This is a genomic window from Streptomyces sp. RLA012, from assembly GCF_056270325.1.
In genome coordinates, this window is the sequence record NZ_JBWDPA010000002.1 from 6,050,243 (window position 1) to 6,067,485 (window position 17,243).

10 protein-coding genes and 4 tRNA genes are annotated in these 17,243 nt (G+C 69.5%); 6 read left to right on the top strand and 8 right to left on the bottom strand.

The window, feature by feature from the left end:
• Position 1: 1 nt before the first annotated feature.
• The 6 genes from hrpA to RV986_RS27755 all read right to left on the bottom strand — a co-directional run bounded on the left by hrpA (position 2) and on the right by RV986_RS27755 (position 6,885).
• Positions 2–3,979 (bottom strand): ATP-dependent RNA helicase HrpA, encoded by a 3,978-nt coding sequence (hrpA, locus tag RV986_RS27730; protein ID WP_475919982.1) that lies wholly within the window; start codon positions 3,977–3,979, stop codon positions 2–4.
• A 342-nt stretch (positions 3,980–4,321) separates the two neighbouring features.
• Complete coding sequence (locus RV986_RS27735; protein WP_475919983.1) at positions 4,322–4,684, bottom strand: hypothetical protein; 363 nt, start codon at positions 4,682–4,684, stop codon at positions 4,322–4,324.
• 150 nt (positions 4,685–4,834) lie between these two features.
• Positions 4,835–4,908: transfer RNA gene (locus RV986_RS27740), tRNA-Phe, on the bottom strand.
• 24 nt (positions 4,909–4,932) lie between these two features.
• Positions 4,933–5,007 (bottom strand) — tRNA-Asp (locus RV986_RS27745).
• A 47-nt stretch (positions 5,008–5,054) separates the two neighbouring features.
• Positions 5,055–5,127: transfer RNA gene (locus RV986_RS27750), tRNA-Glu, on the bottom strand.
• Between the two features lie 204 nt (positions 5,128–5,331).
• Entirely contained in the window at positions 5,332–6,885 is a 1,554-nt protein-coding gene (locus RV986_RS27755) for a metallophosphoesterase family protein (protein ID WP_475919984.1), read from the bottom strand.
• A 148-nt stretch (positions 6,886–7,033) separates the two neighbouring features.
• Between RV986_RS27755 and RV986_RS27760 the strand changes: the two genes are divergently transcribed.
• The 6 genes from RV986_RS27760 to RV986_RS27785 all read left to right on the top strand — a co-directional run bounded on the left by RV986_RS27760 (position 7,034) and on the right by RV986_RS27785 (position 15,886).
• Positions 7,034–7,384, top strand: coding sequence for a metallopeptidase family protein (locus tag RV986_RS27760; protein WP_475919985.1), 351 nt, complete (start codon positions 7,034–7,036; stop codon positions 7,382–7,384).
• 175 nt (positions 7,385–7,559) lie between these two features.
• Complete coding sequence (locus RV986_RS27765) at positions 7,560–8,084, top strand: hypothetical protein (RefSeq protein ID WP_475919986.1); 525 nt, start codon at positions 7,560–7,562, stop codon at positions 8,082–8,084.
• Positions 8,085–8,406: 322 nt separating this feature from the next.
• Positions 8,407–10,749 (top strand): DEAD/DEAH box helicase, encoded by a 2,343-nt coding sequence (locus tag RV986_RS27770; RefSeq protein WP_475919987.1) that lies wholly within the window; start codon positions 8,407–8,409, stop codon positions 10,747–10,749.
• Positions 10,750–10,997: 248 nt separating this feature from the next.
• The gene (locus tag RV986_RS27775) at positions 10,998–14,084 is read left to right on the top strand and encodes an FG-GAP repeat domain-containing protein (protein ID WP_475919988.1); all 3,087 of its coding nucleotides are present in this window, start codon (positions 10,998–11,000) and stop codon (positions 14,082–14,084) included.
• Positions 14,085–14,142: 58 nt separating this feature from the next.
• Entirely contained in the window at positions 14,143–15,678 is a 1,536-nt protein-coding gene (locus RV986_RS27780) for an amino acid permease (RefSeq protein WP_475919989.1), read from the top strand.
• Between the two features lie 132 nt (positions 15,679–15,810).
• Positions 15,811–15,886 (top strand) — tRNA-Lys (locus tag RV986_RS27785).
• A 57-nt stretch (positions 15,887–15,943) separates the two neighbouring features.
• On the opposite strand, the gene RV986_RS27790 is transcribed toward RV986_RS27785, so the two are convergent.
• Together RV986_RS27790 and RV986_RS27795 are read right to left on the bottom strand one after the other, a co-directional pair.
• Positions 15,944–16,570, bottom strand: a complete 627-nt coding sequence (locus RV986_RS27790; protein ID WP_475919990.1) for a GTP cyclohydrolase II — start codon at positions 16,568–16,570, stop codon at positions 15,944–15,946.
• A 134-nt stretch (positions 16,571–16,704) separates the two neighbouring features.
• Positions 16,705–17,208 (bottom strand): MarR family winged helix-turn-helix transcriptional regulator, encoded by a 504-nt coding sequence (locus tag RV986_RS27795; protein ID WP_475919991.1) that lies wholly within the window; start codon positions 17,206–17,208, stop codon positions 16,705–16,707.
• Positions 17,209–17,243 lie beyond the last annotated feature (35 nt).

A 17,243-nucleotide genomic window follows, 5' to 3' on the forward strand; every position in this document is an offset into this window, starting at 1 on the left:
GTTACGGCACCGCGGCGTCGATCGCCTTCACGATGCGCTTGTCGGAGACGGGGTACGCCGTGCCGAGCGCATGGGCGAAATAGCTGACGCGGAGCTCCTCGATCATCCAGCGGATGTCCAGGACCGACGAAGGGATCGGCCGGCCCTGCGGCAACTGCTCAAGGAGCCAGGCGTACTCGTCCTGCATCTCGTGGACCTTCTCCATGCGGGTGGTGTCCCGCTGGACGCCGGTCGGCATCTGCTGCAGCCGGCGGTCGGCGGCGACCAGGTAGCGCATCAGGTCCGGGAGGCGGCGCAGGCCGGTCGCCGTGACGAAGCCGGGCTTCACCAGGGCGTTCAGCTGCGTCCGTACGTCCGTGAGGTTTGCCAGCAGGGTGGGGCTGCCGGTGGCCTTCAGGCGGCGCTCACAGGCCTGCCAGGCGGCGAGGACCTGCTCTACCTGACCCACCGTCCGGACCGTCGTGTCGACGATCTCGGCGCGCACCTTGTCATAGAGCTTCCGGTACGACTCCTCGTCCCACGCCGGGCCCCCGAAGTCGCCGATCAGCTTGTCCGCCGCCGCCGTCGCGCAGTCCTCGAAGAGGGCCTGGACGGAGCCGTGCGGGTTGGCGGAGAGGGCGAGCTTCTGGGCGTTCGTCAGCTTGTCCGAGGCGAACTTGGCAGGGTTCACCGGGATGTTGCGCACGATCAGGCGGCGCGTGCCCTTCCACATGGCCTGCGCCTGCTCGGCCTCCGTGTCGAAGAGGCGTACGGAGACGGTGTTCGCCGTCGGTCCGTCGTCGACGAGGGCCGGGTACGCCTTCACCGGCTGGCCCGCCCGGCGCGTCTCGAAGACGCGGCTGAGCGTGCCGATCGTCCAGTCCGTGAGGCCCGTACGTTCCAGGGACTCGCCGCCCTCGCGCTCCGCCGTCGCCGCCGCGGCCTGCGAGAGCGCCTTGCGTGCCTTCGGCTTCAGCTGGAGCTGCAGGGTCGAGAGGTCCTTGTCCTCGGCCAGCTTGCGGCGCCGTTCGTCGACGATCCGGAAGGTGATCTTCAGATGGTCGGGGACGCGGGACCAGTCGAAGTCGTCGGCCGTGACCGGGACGCCGACCATCCGCTTCAGCTCGCGGGCGAGCGTCGTCGCCAGCGGCTCCTGGAGCGGGACGGCCTGGTCCAGGAACCGCTTCGCGAAGTTCGGGGCGGGGACGTAGTGGCGGCGGACGGGCTTGGGGAGGGAGCGGATCAGCTCCGTCACCACTTCTTCCCGCAGGCCCGGGATCTGCCAGTCGAAGCCCTCGTCCGTCACCTGGTTCAGGACCTGGAGCGGGACGTGGACCGTGACGCCGTCGGCGTCCGCGCCCGGCTCGAACTGGTAGGTCACCCGGAACTTCAGACGGCCCTGACGCCATGAGTCGGGGTAGTCGTCCTTGGTGACGGCCCCCGCCTTCTCGTTGATGAGCATCGAACGCTCGAAGTCGAGGAGTTCGGGCTCGTCGTGGCGCTTGTGCTTCCACCAGGAGTCGAAGTGCGCGCCGGACACGACGTGCGCGGGCACCCGCTGGTCGTAGAAGTCGAAGAGCGTCTCGTCGTCGACCAGGATGTCCCGGCGGCGGGCGCGGTGCTCCAACTCCTCGACCTCGGTCAGGAGCTTGCGGTTGTCGGCGAAGAACTTGTGGTGCGTACGCCAGTCGCCCTCGACGAGCGCGTTGCGGATGAAGAGATCGCGGGACGTCTCCGGGTCGATACGGCCGTAGTTGACCTTGCGCTGGGCGACGATCGGGACGCCGTAGAGGGTGACCTTCTCGTACGCCATGACCGCGGCCTGGTCCTTTTCCCAGTGCGGTTCGCTGTAGGTGCGCTTGAGGAGGTGCTCGGCCAGGGGTTCGACCCACTCGGGCTCGATCCTGGCGTTCACCCGGGCCCAGAGACGGGAGGTCTCCACCAGCTCGGCCGACATCACGAAACGCGGGGGCTTCTTGAAGAGGGCCGAACCGGGGAAGATCGCGAACTTGGCGTTGCGGGCGCCGAGGTACTCGTTCTTGCCCGTGCTGCGCCCGCTCTCCCCTCCGGTCTCCTTCACGTCCTTCATGCCGACGTGCGAGAGCAGGCCGGCGAGGAGGGAGACGTGGACGCTCTGGTCCGCCGCGTCGTCCTCGTTGAGGTGGATGCCCATCTGTTTGGCGACCGTGCGCAGCTGGGTGTAGATGTCCTGCCATTCGCGGATCCGCAGGAAGTTGAGGTACTCCTGCTTGCACATACGGCGGAAGGCGGACGAGCCTCGTTCCTTTTGTTGTTCGCGGACGTAACGCCAGAGGTTGAGGAAGGCGAGGAAGTCGCTCGTCTCGTCCTTGAAGCGGGCGTGCTGCTGGTCCGCCTGTGTCTGCTTGTCGGCGGGGCGCTCGCGCGGGTCCTGGATGGAGAGCGCGGCGGCGATCACCATGACCTCGCGCGCACAGCCGTTCTTGTCGGCCTCCAGGACCATGCGGGCCAGCCGGGGGTCGACGGGGAGCTGGGCGAGCTTGCGGCCGGTGTCCGTGAGGCGCTTGCGCACGTCCTTCTCGGACGGGTCCAGCGCGTTCAGTTCGTGGAGGAGTTGGACGCCGTCGCGGATGTTGCGGTGGTCCGGCGGGTCGAGGAAGGGGAACTTCTCGATGTCGCCCAGGCCGGCCGCCGTCATCTGGAGGATGACCGAGGCGAGGTTCGTACGGAGGATCTCCGCGTCCGTGAACTCGGGGCGGGCGTCGAAGTCGTCCTCGGAGTACAGACGGATGCAGATGCCGTCCGACGTACGGCCGCAGCGGCCCTTGCGCTGGTTGGCGCTGGCCTGCGAGACCGGCTCGATGGGGAGGCGCTGCACCTTGGTGCGGTGGCTGTATCTGGAGATACGGGCGGTGCCCGGGTCGATGACGTACTTGATGCCCGGGACGGTGAGGGAGGTCTCGGCGACGTTGGTCGCCAGAACGATCCTGCGGCCGGTGTGGGGCTGGAATACGCGGTGCTGCTCGGCGTGCGAGAGGCGGGCGTAGAGGGGGAGGACCTCGGTGAAGCGGTAGTTCTTTTTCGTGAGCGCGTCCGCCGTGTCGCGGATCTCGCGTTCGCCGGAGAGGAAGACCAGGATGTCGCCCTTGCCCTCGGCCTGCAGTTCCTCGACGGCGTCCGTGATCGCGGTGATCTGGTCGCGGTCCGAGTCGTCGCCGTCCTCTTCGAGGAGGGGGCGGTAGCGGACCTCCACGGGATACGTACGGCCGCTGACCTCGACGATCGGGGCGTCGCCGAAGTGGCGGGAGAAGCGGTCCGGGTCGATCGTGGCCGAGGTGATGACGACCTTGAGGTCCGGGCGCTTGGGGAGCAGCTGGGCGAGGTAGCCCAGCAGGAAGTCGATGTTGAGGGACCGCTCGTGGGCCTCGTCGATGATGATCGTGTCGTACGCGCGCAGCTCGCGGTCCGTCTGGATCTCGGCGAGCAGGATGCCGTCCGTCATCAGCTTGACGAAGGTGCCGTCCGGGTTCACCTGGTCGGTGAAGCGGACCTTCCAGCCGACGGCCTCGCCGAGGGGGGTGTCCAGCTCCTCCGCGACGCGCTCGGCGACCGTGCGGGCGGCGATGCGGCGGGGCTGGGTGTGGCCGATCATGCCGCGGACGCCGCGGCCCAGTTCGAGACAGATCTTGGGGATCTGGGTGGTCTTTCCGGAGCCGGTCTCGCCCGCGACGATGACGACCTGGTGGTCGCGGATGGCGTCGGCGATGTCGGACTTCTTCTGGCTGACCGGGAGCTGCTCGGGGTACGTGACGGCGGGCACGCGGGTGCGGCGCTCGGCGAGGCGGGCCTCGGCCTTGGTGACCTCGGCGTCGATCTCGGCGAGCACGGCGGCCCGGGCCTCGGGCTTGCGGATCCGGCGTGCGCCCTCGAGCCTGCGGCCGAGTCGGTGCGCTTCGCGCAGGGACAGTTCGGCCAGGCGGGGGGCGAGGTCGCCGAGGGCGGGGGCGGGGTGCGTAGACATACGCGGTCCAGGATCTCACCTTGGCGAAATTAGTGGCGAACGGTTTTGGGTGGGGGGTGCGTTCGGGGTGTCTGCCGGGGGTGTGTCCGGGGTGTCTGCGGGGGGTGCGTCGGGGTGTCTGCGGGGGAGGGGCGTGGGTCGGGGCCGTGCCGGTGCGTCGAGCCCGTCGCCGGTGGATCAGACGTGAGGTGGGGGAGGGAGCCGCTGCCGGATCCGGACGTACGCGACGGGCTTTCGACGCACCGGCACGGCCCCATCCGTGCGTACTCGGCTGCCGCCGGTCGACAGTCGTTGCCGGGGAGCAGTCCGTTCGTACTCGGCTGCCGGTCGCGGAGCGTGCGGTCAGTCGGTGGGTGTTGGGGGTGTGGGTGCTGGGGGTGTGGGCGTCGGGGGTGTGGGTGCCTGGGGTGGGGTGGGCTGTGGGGGCTGGGCGCGGCGGGTGGGGTCGCCCTGGGCCATGGCCTGGGCGGTGTTGGAGACGGCCTTGATGCCCAGGTAGGCCGTGGTCATGCTGCTGACCGAGGTGAAGGCGGCGGTCAGGACGCCGATGATCACTGATTTGTCGCCGTCCAGGCGCCATACGCCGAAGATCGCCACGACGGCGATCGCGAGGTTGCTGAGGAGGACCGCTTGTAAGCCGTACCGGGCTCGGTACCGCTCCAGGTCGAGTTCGCGCATCGGCTTCAGTCCGTCCTTGCCCGCCATGGTTTCGTTCCCTGCCTCATGGGGTCGCTGGGTCGCTTCGGCAGCCAGAACGTAGCGTGTTCTGTGCGGGGCATGCCAAGTCGGACGCGCCGGGGTCGCGGAGCGGGGAACGGCGAAGGCCCCGTCCTGGTGGACGGGGCCTTCGGGGTGTGGCTGGGGCCGGGGTCGAACCGGCGACCTATCGCTTTTCAGGCGATCGCTCGTACCAACTGAGCTACCCAGCCACGAGGTTTCATGTGAAACCTCAGCGGTCCTGACGGGATTTGAACCCGCGGCCTCCACCTTGACAGGGTGGCGAGCACTCCAAACTGCTCCACAGGACCAAGCTGTTGTGTGCGGCGTGTAAAACAGTGTCGCACACGGTATTGCGTGCCCCCAACGGGATTCGAACCCGTGCTACCGCCTTGAAAGGGCGGCGTCCTAGGCCGCTAGACGATGAGGGCGAACAGCCAGTACCGCTCTGCTTCGTCTTCGCGTTCCCGAGGGGACGTGAGAAGCATGTGACTCCGCTTTCCCCCGAGGGGTTCCGCTTCTCCTTCGCTTCGAAGGAAGCTCGGGACGGTCAAGTCCTGACCGGCGCCCTTGGGCACGAACAGACTGTACTACGCGGCCTGGATGCGGACCAAACCAGATAGTGGAGCGCGGGTTCAGGGTCGGTTGTCCTCGGGCAGGTGGCGGCTGACCTCGGCCGTTGTCAGGCCCAGACCGCCCAGTTTGATCTCGTCCCAGGCCTGGAGGTGGCGGGTGTCGCGGTCTACGTAGAGGACCGAGGCCTCGATGGGGTCCGGGTAGGTGCCTTCGATCGCGCGCAGTCCGCTGCCGCCCGTCGACCCCTCGACGCGCAGACGGGTTCCGTACTTCATGACCTCCGTCTGTTCGTGGTGGAGGTGACCGGCCAGGACGAGGGGTACCTCCCCGTCCGTGAGGCGGGCGGCCGACGGCTCGTGGGTGATGGCGATGTCGACGGGGGTGCCCGCGGCGCGCTGGTCCCGCAGGGAGGAGGCCAGGCGGGCGCCGGCCAGTTCCTCCGCCGCGTCGCCGCCCGGGGCGACCGAGCGGTCGGGGGTGAACTGGGGGTCGCCGATGCCGGCGAAGCGCAGGCCGGCGACCGTGATCGCGCGGCCGTCGTCCAGGACGTGCACGTTCTTCATGCGTTCCAGGTAGCGCTGGGTGAGCCGGCTGTCGTGGTTGCCGCGGACCCAGACGTACGGCGCGCCCAGGTCCTGGACGGGGTCGAGGAAGCCGTTCTCGGCCGAGGTGCCGTGGTCCATGGTGTCGCCGGAGTCGACGATCACATTGATCTCGTACTGCTTCACCAGTGACGCGATGATCTTCCAGCTCGCCGGGTTGAGGTGGATGTCGGAGACGTGCAGCACCCGGATCGTGGACGGGTCCGGCTCGTACGTCGGGAGCGTGGAGGTGACGTCGTACAGCTTCGTCACATTCGTCACCAGGCGGGCCAGTTCCTTCTGGTAGACGTCGAATTCACTGACGATGTTGCGGGCGTTGCCGACCAGGGAGGGGGCGGAGGAGAGCAGGCCGGAGAACTTCGGTTCCAGCACCGAGTTCGGGTTCCAGGTGGCGAAGGCCGTCGCGCCGGAGGCGGCGAGGAGGGCGAGGGCCAGGCCGCCGGCGGCCAGGGCGCGGCGCGGTCGGCGGTAGACCGCGAGGCCGAGGGCGGTGGCGCCGGAGACGACCGCGACGCAGGACCGTACGGCCAGGTCGAGGGTGCCGTGCTCCACGTCCTGGGCGACCTCGTCCTGCAGGCCCGAGAGCCGCTCGGGGTGGTCGACCAGGGCCTGGGCGCGGACCGGGTCCAGCTGGTCGACGTTCACGTCGAGGCGTACGGGAGCGATGTGGCTGTTCAGCTCCAGGGCGCCGAGCGGGGAGACGTTGATCTTCGTGCCGCCGGTGACCGAGGGGCGCAGGGTCATCGTGGTGTTCATGGGGCCGACCGGAACGCGCACATTGCCCACGATCAGCAGGCCGAGCCAGGCGCCGAGGAGGACGACGGTCATCAGACCGAGGGCCCGGAGGTAGGCGGGGGGTTGGTCAAGCCGGTGGACGAGTTCCTCGGTGACCGGGCGGGGGCGGGGGTGGGGACGGGTGCGGAGGCGGGTGCGGAGGGTGCGGTACGGGCGGGTCACGGCGGTGGCGAGAGCGGTGGCGAGAGCGGGTACGGCAGCGGGGACGCGGGCCATTGGACCCGTATGCCCAAGTGTCGGGGTGCGTATGCGGGGGTGCGGACCGGCTCTCGTACCGCGGACCGGCCCTCGTGCGGGGCGATGACGGTCGTACGGGGGTTGCCCTCGACTCTCGTACGAGGCTGTCGTACCGGACAATGGCCGTGTGCTGGAGATGACGCGCGAGGAGTTCGAGGAACTGGTCGCCGAGGCGCTGGACCGGATTCCGCCGGAGTTGACGCGGCTGATGGACAACGTGGCGGTGTTCGTCGAGGACGAGCCCGACCCGTCCGACCCGGAGCTGCTCGGGCTCTACGAGGGGACTCCGCTGACCGATCGCGGGGAGTGGTACGCGGGGGTGCTGCCGGACCGGATCACGATCTACCGGGGGCCGACGCTGCGGATGTGCGAGACCCGGGAGGACGTGGTCGCGGAGACCGAGGTGACCGTGGTGCACGAGATCGCCCATCACTTCGGGATCGACGACGACCGGTTGCACGCGCTCGGTTACGGGTGAGCGGGAGCGGCGGCGGAGGTGCCGCCGGGAGCGTCGGCGGGTTGTCGGGGCCCTGAGGGTTCGGTGCGCGTGTCTTCTTGTGGGCGGCGGGAGTTGGGCAGATGGACTCCCCGATCCTTCCCCGAGCTCTCGGCTCCGACCGAGCAGGGGAGACCCCATCCGGAGGTGGCTGCCCGTGCGCGCCTTGTACGTACCCGTCCGTCTGGCCGCCACGGTCATCGCCGTCGCGGCCGCCGCCGGCTGTATGAGCGTGAGTGACGACGGGGGTCGGCCGGGACCCTCGCACTCGGCCGGGCAGCGGGGAGACGGGGCACCGGACGGAGGGGTCGGGGAGGGCGGGGACGGCGGCGGCGGGTTCCACGGCGGGACGGGCGTGAAGGGGGGCGCCTCGGCGAAGCCCGGTCGGCGGGTGTCCGGGTCGGTGTCTCCGTCCGTGACGGAGTCCGGGCGTGCGAAGCCGTCCGCCGGGGCGACGGGCAAGGGGGGCGGCAAGGGGCAGCCGGAGCAGCCCCCGCCGTCGAACGGGGTGCCGAGTCCCACGTATGTCACATCCGATCCGACTCCGCCGCCCCCTCCCCCGCCGCCGCCCGTGACGCCGTCGTCCGAGCCGACCACGGCGGAGCCCTCGTCCTCGGCGCATGAGCAGACCACGCAGCTGGTGGAGCGGGAGCCGGCACCGCGGGCGGGCGAACCGGCGTAGACGGGGGTGGGGAGAGGCGACGGGGAAGGGCGGCGGGATGTGGGGAATACGGTCGACCCCGGCCGGTGTTGGAACCGGTGCCAGCAGACGAAAGCTCTCCCATACGTGCTTGACCTGCCCCTTTGAGGGTCAGTTTGCCTTCAGGGGTGGGGGGTGCGTATGGTGGTAGATCGTTTGATCCCATTTGCCCGGCGCCAACGCAGAGAGCGCCGCGTGTGGCGCGTACTCTCCCTTGCCGTGGCCGGACCGCATAGAGGCGGTCGATTGCGACTTCACGGAGTTTGGGCGCGTGCCGAAGAACTCCGGAAGGTTCGCATTTCGCATGTCTGTTTCCAGTACTGATCACGTCGTCGTGCCCGAGAACAACGAGAACGACAACAACGAGGGTGTCCAGCAGGCCACCGTGGAGACCGTTGAGACCGTCGAGACGGTCGCGACGGTGGACACGGTCGAGGCCGTGGAGACCGTTGAGACGGTCGAGGCCGTCGAGTCCGCCCCCGAGATCACCTTCGCCTCCCTCGGTCTTCCCGAGGGCGTCGTCCGCAAGCTCGCTCAGAACGGCGTGACCACCCCGTTCCCGATCCAGGCCGCGACCATCCCGGACGCCCTGGCCGGCAAGGACATCCTCGGCCGTGGCCGCACCGGCTCCGGCAAGACCCTCTCGTTCGGTCTGCCGACCCTGGCGCGGCTCGCCGGTGGTCACACCGAGAAGAAGAAGCCGCGCGCCGTCATCCTCACGCCGACCCGTGAGCTCGCGATGCAGGTCGCGGACGCGCTGCAGCCCTACGGTGACGTGCTCGGCCTGAAGATGAAGGTCGTCTGCGGCGGTACGTCGATGGGCAACCAGATCTACGCCCTGGAGCGCGGCGTCGACGTCCTCGTCGCCACCCCGGGCCGCCTGCGCGACGTCATCAACCGTGGCGCCTGCTCGCTGGAGAACGTCCAGGTGGCCGTCCTCGACGAGGCCGACCAGATGTCCGACCTGGGCTTCCTGCCCGAGGTCACCGAGCTGTTCGACCAGATCCCGGCCGGCGGTCAGCGGATGCTGTTCTCGGCCACGATGGAGAACGAGATCTCCACGCTGGTCAAGCGTTACCTGACCAACCCGGTCACGCACGAGGTCGACAGCGCCCAGGGCAACGTCACGACCATGTCGCACCACATCCTCATCGTGAAGCCCAAGGACAAGGCGCCGGTCACCGCCGCGATCGCCTCCCGCAAGGGCCGCACGATCATCTTCGTCCGCACCCAGCTGGGCGCCGACCGCATCGCCGAGCAGCTGCGCGACTCCGGTGTGAAGGCCGACGCGCTGCACGGCGGCATGACGCAGGGCGCGCGGACGCGGACGCTGGCGGACTTCAAGGACGGTTACGTCAACGCGCTCGTCGCGACCGACGTCGCCGCCCGCGGTATCCACGTCGACGGCATCGACCTGGTGCTGAACGTGGACCCCGCCGGTGACCACAAGGACTACCTGCACCGCTCCGGCCGTACGGCTCGCGCGGGTCGCAGCGGCACCGTCGTGTCCCTCTCCCTGCCGCACCAGCGTCGTCAGATCTTCCGGCTGATGGAGGACGCGGGCGTCGACGCCTCGCGTCACATCATCAACTCCGGTACGGCCTTCGAGCCCGAGGTCGCCGAGATCACCGGCGCCCGTTCGATGACCGAGGTGCAGGCCGAGTCCGCGGGCAACGCCGCGCAGCAGGCCGAGCGTGAGGTCACACAGCTCACCAAGGAGCTGGAGCGCGCGCAGCGTCGTGCGGTCGAGCTGCGTGGCGAGGCCGACCGCCTGGTGGCCCGTGCCGCGCGTGAGCGGGGCGAGGACCCGGAGGCGGCGGTGGTCGCGGCCGCGGAGGCCCTGGCGGAGCAGGCGGTGGCCGAGGCTCCGGCCGAGGTAACGGCCGTGGCCGAGCAGCCCGCCGCCGAGCGTTCGTCCTACGAGCCGCCGCGTCAGCGCCGCGACGAGCGGGGCAACTACGAGCGTCGCGACAACGACCGCGGCGACCGCAATGACCGTGGTGACCGTGGCGGGTTCCGTCGTGACAACGACCGTCGTGACGACCGTGGTGGCCGTACCTTCGAGCGTCGTGACGACCGCGGTGGTTCCGGCTTCCGTCGTGACAACGACCGTCGTGACGACCGTGGTGGCCGTACCTTCGAGCGTCGTGACGACCGCGGTGGTTCCGGCTTCCGTCGTGACAACGACCGTCGTGACGACCGTGGTGGCCGTACCTTCGAGCGTCGCGATGACCGCGGTGGTTCCGGCTTCCGCCGCGACGACCGTCGCGACGACACCCGTGGCGACCGCGCCGGCTTCGACCGTGACCGTCGTGACGACCGTGGTGGCCGTACCTTCGAGCGTCGCGACGACCGTGGCGGTTCCGGCTTCCGTCGTGACAACGACCGGGGCACCGGCCGTTCGTTCGAGCGTCGTGACGACCGTGCCGGCCACCGTGGCAGCGACCGTCCCTTCAACCGCGACCGCCAGGACAACCGCCCCTCCAGCGGTTTCCGCGCCGGCAGCCACGACCGCCCGTACGGCCGTCGTGACGACCACCGCGGCACCGGTACTGGCACCGGCACCGGCACCGGCACTGGCACTGGCACCGGCACCGGTTCCTTCGGCCGCCGCGACGAGAAGCCGCGCTGGAAGCGCAACGGCTGATGTCCGATGACCTCTGCTGACGTCCGCTGACGTCCGAGAGTGCTGAACGCCGTGGCCCCCACCGAATCCGGTGGGGGCCACGGCGTTTTCCGTGCCCGTGGCCCTGCCCCACGCTGTTTCGAAAGGCTTTCCGGAAACTTTGAACTCGCTGTAAGATCAGCCGACTTCTGAGACGGATGCGACGGCCGGGGGGCCGGGGGCATCGAGAAGCGGTGCGCGTCCCGTCTCGTTCTTCGGGGAGGGTCTTCTTGACTCGTCATGCCTTCGTGCGCCTGCGTCTCGTCGCCGCCTCCGCGGTGCTGGCGACCGGCCTGAGCCCGTTGCTCCCGTCGCCGACGGCGGTCGCGGACGCGCCGCAGGAGACGGTGGTGCCGGCGACACTGCGCGGCACCTACACCTCGGCCGAGCTCTACAGCGGGTCGACGTCAGGCCACGACGGCGCGGGACAGCAGGGCGTCTTCCACACGCTGGAGGGGGCAGGGCTGGTCTGGACGCGATACGCGGACGGGACGTCGGTGCCCGTGACCCGGCCGGCGGGGATCACCGGTACCTGGGGGACCGGCGGCGACGTCCTCGCGTACCGCTACGCGGAGGACAGGGTCGACCTGTGGAACGCGGTCGACGGGACCACCCGCACCCTCCGGACACCCTCGGGCCTGACGTTGCTCACCGCGTACCGCGACCTCGCGGTCGCCTATCGCGTCGTGCAGGACGAGAACGGCACGGCCTGGCGGGAGATGCACCTGCTGCTCCCGGAGGCCGACGGCAGCACGCGTGACGTGCCGGTCGCCGGAGTGCCCGCGGGAGTGAACCTTGGGCAGCCCCTGGACGGGGACGCCGACGGGCTGCTGTTCCAGGGCGCGAAGGACGGGCAGTACCTGTCGGTCATGGTCGACCGGCGGACGGGGCAGGTGCGGGACTGGACCCCGCCGCGCTCCAAGGTCTACCTCAGGGCCAAGGTCACCGCCGAGCACGTGGTCCTGTTCAACGTCAACGAGACCGCCGTGCAGGTGTTGCCCCGCTCCGACCTGTCGGCGGCCCCGACCGAGGTCACGCTGTCGGGCAGCGGCAGCGTGAACCCCGCGCAGGATCTCGCCGTGGTCGGCGACTGGCTGGTCCACCGGCCCAGCGGCGGTACGGCGGTGCTCGCCAAACCGATCGCGGGCGGTCCCACGGTCACCCTGATGCCCTCGTCGGGTGTCTACTCCTCCGCCGTCTCCAACGGCACCGCCGTCCTGATCGGCCGCACCACCGCCGACGACTGGGGCGTCCAGCGCATCAAGCCGGGTCCCGACGGCACCCCTGCCGTCACCCAGGTCAAGGCTCTGCCCAAGCCGCCGATCAAGATCCAGGGACTGTCCCTGGAGCAGGGGCGGCTGCTCGTCGCCGACACCGGCGGCCCGGGTGGATACCGCGACGACTACGTACGGACCGTCGCCGTGACCGGCACCCCCGAGTTCGGCGCACGCTCGTCGTTCGACGGCACCGCACTGAACCTCGGCACCTGCCCGGCGACGGAGGTCGGCTGCTCCCAGCTCCACGGCACGGCCGACGGTCGCGCCGCCTGGGTGACGAAGGACACCGCGACCAGCGACCGCATTCGCGTCGCCGGGCCGGCCCCGTACTCCTTCTGGGAGCGCGGGGTCCCCGCCGGCGGCCGGATCACCGACGTGTCCGGCCGGTACCTGATCCACACGACGGACACCGCGCAGACCGTCTACAAGATCGGCAATGACGGCAACCCGGCGCTCACCCGCACGCCCGGCGCCGCCGCCCTCTCCGGCGACACCCTGTGGACCCCGGGCACCACCCCCGGCACCGTCACGGCGTACAACCTCACCACGAAGAAGACCACCGAGACCCTCACCACCGACGCCGGCTGCGCACCCACCGAACTGCGGGCCAACGGCCGCTGGCTGTACTGGGGTTGCGCCGACGGCACGGCCGGCGTCTACGACCGTACGGCGAAGAGGTCCGTGCCCGTCCCGGCCGGCGAGGCGGAACTCGGCGACGGATTCGTCGTCACGCACGACAGACAGGCTGGGCAACTGGTCCTCACGACGGTCGCGGACGGCATACCCGCGAGCCGCGTGATCGGCGCACTGCCCGACACCGGAATCTCCCAGCGCGAGGTGCGCTGGACGGTCGACGAGTCGACCGGGAACGTCGCCTACGTCGACGACCAGGAGCGCGTGCACCTCGTGCCGACCGGCGTGACCCAGCAGCCGCTGCGCCTGCTGGCCCCGGTCGACTCGGCGTCCACCCTCGCCGCAGAGGAGATCGACACGACGCCGTCCACGCTGACCACCCTGCTGCTGTCGAAGCCGACCGCGGGCTGGCGGCTGACCGTGCGCAGCCGCGCCACCGGCAAGGTCGTGGACACGCGGGACGGCGGTGCGACACGCGGCGAGGTGAAGGTCGGCTGGTTCGGGACGGACGCCAAGGGGGCGTTCCTGACGAACGGGCGGTACGACTGGACGCTGTCGGTCACTCCGGCCGACGGGGTCGGCGCCCCGGTCGCCACGAGCGGCACGGTCGCCCTGTCCGGTGCGGCTCCGGCCACCCACGACTACATCGGCGGCGGCGACTTCATCGGCGACCTGGTCACCCTCAGCTCCTCGGGCACGCTGGGCTTCCGGCAGGGCTCGGGCAAGGGCACGTTCTCCGTGAACCTCGGCACCAGCAGCGGCTGGACGACGACCAACAAGGTGGTGCCGTTCGGCGACCTGAGCGGCGACCGCTGCAACGACGTCCTGGTCCGGCTGACCAGCGGGGCACTGCGCGCGTACAAGCCGGACTGCTACGGCACGCTGAAGCCGTCGACGGCGTACACCTCGCTCGGCACCAGCGGCTGGAACCAGTACGACGTCCTGACCTCGCCCGGCGACATCAGCGGCGACGGCCGCCCGGATCTGATCGCGCGCAACACGGCGACCGGCACGGTGTACCTCTACAAGGGCACGAGCGCGGGCAAGCTGTCCGCGCGCGTGAAGCTGTACGCCAACTGGAAGACGTACAAGAAGGTCGTCGGTGTCGGTGACCTGAACGGCGACGGTATCGGTGACCTGCTCGCCCAGGACAAGGCCAACACCCTGTACCGCTACTACGGCACCGGCAAGGGGTCGTTCGGCGCGCGGACGAAGGTGTTCGCGGGCTGGGGCGGGTCGTACAACGTCGTCGTCGGCGCCGGGGACATCACGGGTGACGGCAAGGCGGATCTGGTCGCGCGGGACACCGCGGGCAATCTGTACCGTCAGAACGGCACCGGCAAGGGGTCGTTCGCGGCGCGGGTGAAGATCGGGAGCGGCTGGCAGGGCTATAAGGGCCTTTTCTAGCCAACCCGACGTCTTGATCGGTGCATGTCGATCCCCCGGCGAGGGAATCGCTGGGGGCATGACAGATGACGCCAAGGCAAATGGGCTGTCGGACGAAGAACGGCTTGCCCAGCTCGGCTATACACAGGTTCTCGCCCGCCGCATGTCGGCGTTCTCCAACTACGCGGTCTCGTTCACGATCATCTCGGTCCTGTCGGGCTGTCTGACGCTGTATCTGTTCGGCATGAACACCGGCGGCCCCGCCGTGATCACCTGGGGATGGGGCGCGGTCGGACTGATGACGCTGTTCGTGGGACTGTCGATGGCCGAGATCTGTTCGGCTTATCCGACCTCGGCCGGGCTGTACTTCTGGGCCCACCGGCTCGCCCCGGAGCGGTCCGCGGCGGCCTGGGCCTGGTTCACGGGGTGGTTCAACGTCCTCGGGCAGGTCGCGGTGACCGCCGGGATCGACTTCGGCGCGGCGTCCTTCCTGGGCGCGTACCTGAACCTGCAGTTCGACTTCACGATCACGCCGGGCCGTACGATCCTGCTCTTCGCCGGCATTCTCGTCCTGCACGGGCTGCTGAACACCTTCGGGGTCCGGATCGTCGCCCTCCTCAACGACATCAGCGTGTGGTGGCACGTCCTGGGCGTCGCGGTGATCGTGGGCGCGCTGGCCTTCGTACCGGATCACCACCAGTCCGCGAGCTTCGTCTTCACCCACTTCGTGAACAACACCGGCTGGGGCAGCGGGGTGTACGTCGTCCTACTCGGCCTGCTGATGGCGCAGTACACCTTCACCGGCTACGACGCCTCCGCTCATATGACAGAGGAGACGCACGACGCCTCGACGGCCGGCCCGAAGGGCATCGTCCAGTCCATCTGGACCTCGTGGATAGCGGGCTTCGTCCTCCTCCTCGGCTTCACCTTCGCCATCCAGTCGTACGACAAGGAACTGGGCTCGGCGACGGGCGCGCCCCCGGCGCAGATCCTGCTCGACGCGCTGGGCGCCACGGCCGGGAAACTCCTCCTCCTGGTCGTGATCGGCGCACAGCTCTTCTGCGGAATGGCGTCCGTGACCGCCAACAGCCGCATGATCTACGCCTTTTCGCGGGACGGCGCGCTGCCGTTCTCACACGTCTGGCACACGGTGAGCCCACGTACGCGGACACCGGTCGCGGCGGTGTGGCTGGCGGCGCTGGCGGCCCTGGTGCTGGGGCTGCCGTACCTCATCAATGTCACCGCGTACGCGGCCGTGACGTCGATCGCCGTGATCGGGCTCTACATCGCCTACGTCATCCCGACACTGCTGCGGCTGCGCAAGGGGGAGGCGTTCGAACGGGGGCCGTGGCATCTGGGCCGCTGGTCGCGCGCGATCGGCGTCGTCTCGGTGGGCTGGGTCGCCGTCATCACCGTCCTGTTCATGCTGCCCCAGGTTTCGCCGATCACCTGGGAGACCTTCAACTACGCCCCGATCGCGGTCCTCGTCGTCCTCGGCTTCGCCGCGACCTGGTGGCTGGCCTCGGCCCGGCACTGGTTCCTCAACCCCGACCACGCCCGCACGATCGCCCGCGAGACGGCCCGCAAGGGCGCGCCCGAACGGGTCGATCCGTAGCGTTGTACGCCGTTGGTCCACAGCCGTCCGCGTGTTTGGCGTGGCCGGGTCGCCGATACCCGATCGGAGTCCCGGCCGTGTCCGGCTATGCTCGGGGATGCATCGGCACGGGATCCGTACGGGCCGGTGCGTGGACCCTTAGCTCAATTGGCAGAGCAGTGGACTTTTAATCCATTGGTTGTGGGTTCGAGTCCCACAGGGTCTACCAAGAAGCCCCAGGCCAGAGTGCATCTGTCCTGGGGCTTCGGTGTGTGGCGACGTGGGCTCAGCCGGCCGTGAGTTCCGGCAGCGGGAGCGTGTGCTGGGTCTGCAGGACCTTCGCGCGGAGGTAGCGCACGTTGTGGGCCGTGGTGAAGACGCCGGTCGGGACACGGTGGGAGACCGTGATGCCGAGGTCGCGGAGTTGCTCGGCCTTGTCCGGGTTGTTGGAGAGCAGGTCCAGTTCGTCGATGCCGAGGGCCTGGAGCATCTGGGCGGCCGCCGTGTAGTCGCGGCCGTCCTCGGGCAGGCCGAGGGCCGCGTTGGCGGCGTACGTGTCGAGGCCCTGGTCCTGGAGGGCGTACGCGTCGAGCTTGTTGTAGAGGCCGATGCCGCGGCCTTCCTGACGGAGGTACAGGAGCACCCCGCCCCGCTCCGCGATCTGTTGCACCGCCTCGCGCAACTGCGGGCCGCAGTCGCAGCGGGCCGAGCCGAAGACATCGCCGGTCAGGCACTCGGAGTGCAGCCGCACCAGCGGGGTCGCGCCGGGCTTGCCGAGTACGACGGCGAGGTGTTCCTTGTCGTCGGCCAGGCCGTGGAAGGTGACCAACTCCGCGTCGACCGAGTAGCCGTCGCCGAAACGCAGGGGCACGGCGACGCGGGTGCGCACCGTGGCGGTGGGGAAGTCGCGCATGTTGTCTCTCCGGTCCAGCGGGTCGGGTGCCAGTTGCCGGTTGTGTTTCAGATTTGAAGCACTACCTCGGAGGCAGACAGTACACGATGCTTTAAAGTTCAAGCAACGGAGTTGAGGTCATTGCCGGGTCATTGTCAGGAAGAACGTCGCCGCCACGGCAGGTCTTCCCCGTGAGCCCGGGTTTTGTCCCCCTGGATGCCGCGTGTGATGACCCCACAGATCTCCTCCAACTGCCCCACCTGTTCCGGGGTCAGACGGTCGAAGACCGCCGTCCGTACCTGTTCCACATGGCCGGGTGCCGCCCGCTCCAGGGTGGCCAGGCCCTCGTCCGTGAGGACCGCGACCTGTCCGCGCTTGTCGTCGCGACAGCCCTCCCGGCGCACCAGCCCGTCGTTCGCCAGCCGGGTCACGCCGTACGTCAGCCGACTGCGGGTGATCTTCAGGATCTCGGCGAGCTCGGTCATCCGCAGCCGCCGGTCCGGCGCCTCGGACAGCATGGCCAGGATGGAGTAGTAAAGGTGCGGCATGCCGGCCTCCGCCTGGAGCTGCCGGTCGATCGTGTCCTCCAGGAGCGAGGTGGCGGCGGTGTACGCACGCCAGGCGCGTTGCTCGGCGGGGGAGAGCCAGCGGGTCGTCATGCCGCCAGTCTAGGTATTGTTTAAAACTTGAACCA

Coding starts and splice junctions, on each gene's coding strand:
- hrpA (WP_475919982.1), bottom strand. CDS start 3,979: ATGTCTACGCACCCCGCCCCCGCCCTCGGCGACCTCGCCCCCCGCCTG.
- RV986_RS27735 (WP_475919983.1), bottom strand. CDS start 4,684: ATGGCGGGCAAGGACGGACTGAAGCCGATGCGCGAACTCGACCTGGAG.
- RV986_RS27755 (WP_475919984.1), bottom strand. CDS start 6,885: ATGGCCCGCGTCCCCGCTGCCGTACCCGCTCTCGCCACCGCTCTCGCC.
- RV986_RS27770 (WP_475919987.1), top strand. CDS start 8,407: ATGTCTGTTTCCAGTACTGATCACGTCGTCGTGCCCGAGAACAACGAG.
- RV986_RS27780 (WP_475919989.1), top strand. CDS start 14,143: ATGACAGATGACGCCAAGGCAAATGGGCTGTCGGACGAAGAACGGCTT.
- RV986_RS27790 (WP_475919990.1), bottom strand. CDS start 16,570: ATGCGCGACTTCCCCACCGCCACGGTGCGCACCCGCGTCGCCGTGCCC.
- RV986_RS27795 (WP_475919991.1), bottom strand. CDS start 17,208: ATGACGACCCGCTGGCTCTCCCCCGCCGAGCAACGCGCCTGGCGTGCG.